Source organism: Psychrobacillus sp. (genome assembly GCF_056205495.1).
This window is the reverse complement of the sequence record NZ_JBAEAP010000048.1, coordinates 1-3,512: the sequence shown is the minus strand read 5'-3', so window position 1 is coordinate 3,512 and position 3,512 is coordinate 1. Positions and strand designations below refer to the sequence as shown.

The 3,512-nt window shown below is 40.7% G+C and carries 3 protein-coding genes; all 3 read right to left on the bottom strand.

Translation table 11 applies throughout. The annotated features are described in order from the left end of the window. A partial coding sequence (locus AC06OU_RS01680) for a metallophosphoesterase (protein ID WP_475853560.1) occupies positions 1–1,009 on the bottom strand: 1,009 nt, incomplete at its 3' end. A 228-nt stretch (positions 1,010–1,237) separates the two neighbouring features. Then, on the bottom strand, positions 1,238–2,824 hold the full coding sequence (serA, locus tag AC06OU_RS01675; RefSeq protein ID WP_475853561.1) for a phosphoglycerate dehydrogenase: 1,587 nt from the start codon (positions 2,822–2,824) through the stop codon (positions 1,238–1,240). Positions 2,825–2,855: 31 nt separating this feature from the next. Further along, positions 2,856–3,512, bottom strand: a 657-nt coding sequence (locus AC06OU_RS01670; RefSeq protein WP_475853559.1) for a pyridoxal-phosphate-dependent aminotransferase family protein, incomplete at its 5' end; no start/stop codon positions are given.

Sequence of the window (3,512 nt, the reverse complement as noted above, 5' to 3'; positions counted from 1 at the left end):
AATGCATCGTTTCCTTTTGCAGATGTCCCCAATCATTTTCATAAATAGCACCAGTAATTAGATTGCCGGGAAAGACCTGACCACCATGCGTATGGCCTGACACCATCAAGTCAATGCCTTGCTGCTGTGCTATATCAAGCTCATATGGCTGGTGATCCAATAAAATAGTTGGATTTGAAAGGTTCACATCATTCATCAGTGAATCTAAAGGTAACCTGTCCTTGTCGATGCGGTCTTTTCGGCCAATGAGCGTAAATTTTCCTTGAACCTCTACTATATCATCGTAAAGTATATTGATTCCGCTGTTCTCCAATGCATCTATTAGTTCTTGCATGGTACCGTCATGCCTATCATGGTTGCCGAGAGAAGCATAAACTCCATAAGGTGCATGAAGTTTAGATAATATCTGATCTATTCTCTGATCAAGAAATGGTTGAATATCATCATCGAAGAGATCACCAGGTAGTAGGATTATATCTGGATTGAGGGCGTTAATTTCCTTAACTAAACGTTCCGCGTGACTTTTCCCAGACAGCAAACCAAAGTGTGTATCTGCCGCCATGGCAATACGAAGGCTATCCAGCGACGAGGAACCTTTGGCTATCTTAATATCGTAGTCGCGAACAACAGGACTATATGCATTATATGTGCCGTATGCTAGAAAAAATACAACCAGTCCCAAAGTGACGAAACCAGCCCATTTTTGTGTTCTGTGTCTCGGTAGCCTGGTATAACGCAAGAGAATAACTGTAATATGAGCGAGAGGAACTAATAGCAACAGTAAATAAAAGCATGCCATCCAGTAAGCACCCACAATATTTATAAAGGTGATTCCCGATATAAAACCGACAATTAAAGAGCTGGCTGCCAGTACTACGATGAAGCTGTAAAGTAATTTGAAGCGGCGACTTGACGATTCCGGACGGAGCCAGCGATATCCCCGCCAGCCAATATAATAGACTAGACCGCCATAAAGCAGCAATGTGATGATGAGAATTAGGATGACCATATGTATAGCTAGACTCCTTTTTATTATGTCAGATTTAGAACCTATCCCCTCTATGAAATAGAGTATCTACCCAAGAAGGCAAGTTTAATAATCCTTGTGAGAAAGTTAGTTTGAGGCAGACCTTCAACACGTATAATAATTTTAACATAAATATCCAATAAAAAATCACCTCTCAGAAGACCTCGAGAGATGATTTTTCAATTTTAAACTAAGCTTTTAAATTTTCACTTATAAATCTATAGGTGTTGCATCGAATATATCTGCTAGACTCTTTAACTTCTCGACACCTTTACCCTCTATATGCTTGTCGATTGTAAGCATCATGATTGCATCACCGCCTACTTCAGAGCGTCCCACCTGCATCGTTGCAATATTCACGCCTTCCTCTGCAAGCAGCATACCTACACGCCCAATTGCACCTGGTTGGTCTTTATGACGAATAAATAGTAAATATCCGTTAGGGACCACATCTACGATAAAGTCATCCACTCGAACGATTCGCCCACCGAGTCCATTCAATAATGTACCAGACACTTTTCGTGATTCAGTAGCAGTTTTTACTTCCACTGTAATTAGACTTGTAAATCCTTTAGAGTTTGTCGTTTTTAATTCATTAATAGAAATGCCAAGACGATCAGCAAGGAATTTGGCGTTCACATCGTTTACAGACTCGCCTAACTTGCTTTTTAGGAAGCCCTTAACTGCGTTTCGAGATAATGGGCGTGTATCAAAATTAGAAAGCTCGCCAGCGTAGGTAATATTTATTTCTTCTGGAGGTCCCTCCACTAAATCGCTCAAGAAGGATCCAAGCTGTTCGACCAGGTTGAAATATGGTTCAATTTTTGCCAATATGTCCTTCGGTACTGAAGAAAGGTTAACTGGATTTTTTACGACTCCTTCTGTTAAAAAGCTCACTACATCGTATGACACGTCAATTGCTACTATTTCTTGTGCTTCTACTGTGCTAGCCCCTAAATGAGGTGTAGCAATAACCTGTGGCAATGTTAACAGCTTATGCTCTACGAATGGTTCTTCTTCAAACACATCTAGTGCTGCCCCAGCCACCTTGCCCGAAAGAATAGCATCATATAAAGCATCCTCATCAATAATTCCGCCGCGGGCACAGTTAATGATTTGTACACCGTCCTTCATTTTTTCAAATGCTTCCTTATTAATTAGGTGGCGTGTCTCTTTCAGTAAAGGAGTATGTATAGTGATGAAATCTGCTGCTTTAATAACATCCTCCACGGTACCAAATTGTACTCCAAGCTTCTCTGCTTTTTCAGGAGTTAAGAAAGGATCGTAGGCAATTACGTTCATTCGTTGACCCTTTGCACGAACTGCAACCTCTTGACCGATTCGACCAAATCCAACGACACCCAATGTTTTATTCTTTACCTCTACTCCAATATACGTTTTGCGATCCCATTTTTTATTTTTTAAGGAATGGAATGCTTGCGGAATTTTTCGAGCAAGCGACATTAACATTGCAATAGTATGCTCAGCAGCAGAGTTGGTGTTGCCGTCCGGTGCATTAACAACGATAATTCCACGCTCTGTTGCTGCAGGAAGATTGATATTATCTACTCCAACTCCAGCTCTGCCTATGATTTTTAGGTTCGTTGCCTTTTCAATAATTTCTCGAGTAACCTGAGTTTGACTTCGCACAAGCAAAGCATCGAATTCTCCAATTTTTTCTTCAAGTTGATCAGGGGTTAAATCTGTATCTACTACTATATTAAATCCCTCTGCCTCCCTTAAAGGGAAAATACCATCCTCGCTAAGTGGGTCGCTAATTAGTATATTGTAAGTCATCATTCATCTGCTCCTTCTCATTAAGTTTTACTTATGCTAAATAAACTCGTTGCGCCGCTGCTGTTCCTTTTCCAAGCTCAATATCTTTACCTATTTTTTTTAGAGCTATCTCTATCGCACTAATGATCTGCAGCTGATCTGCTGGAGAGCAATAGCCCATATGCCCAATTCGGAAGATTTTGCCCGTTAAATGCTGTTGGCCGCCTGCTATGGATATCGCGAATTCATTCTTCAGAATTTTACGGAACTCTTCTGCATCAAAATCCTCTGGCTGAACAGCTGTAACAGTTGGGGAAGCATCCTTATCTGTTGTCAGTAATGGAATGTCTAGTGCTTTAAACGCTGCACGAGTCATATTTTTCATTAGCTCATGGCGAGCATATACGTTTTCAAGACCTTCTGTCTCCAATAAGTTCAGCACCTGCTCAAGTCCAAATAATAATGACAAGGCGGGAGTAAACGGTGTAGTATCTTTTAGTAAATTATCTCTATATTTTTTTAGGTTCAAATAGAATCTAGGCTGATCGTTTTCTTCGATCACTTTCCAAGCTTTTGCACTAGCGGCGACGAACGTTAAACCTGCAGGAAGCATGAATGCCTTCTGAGAACCAGTGACCATTACATCGATTCCCCACTCATCCATTTTTGTTTCTACTCCTGCCACACATGAAACTCCATCTACTACGAT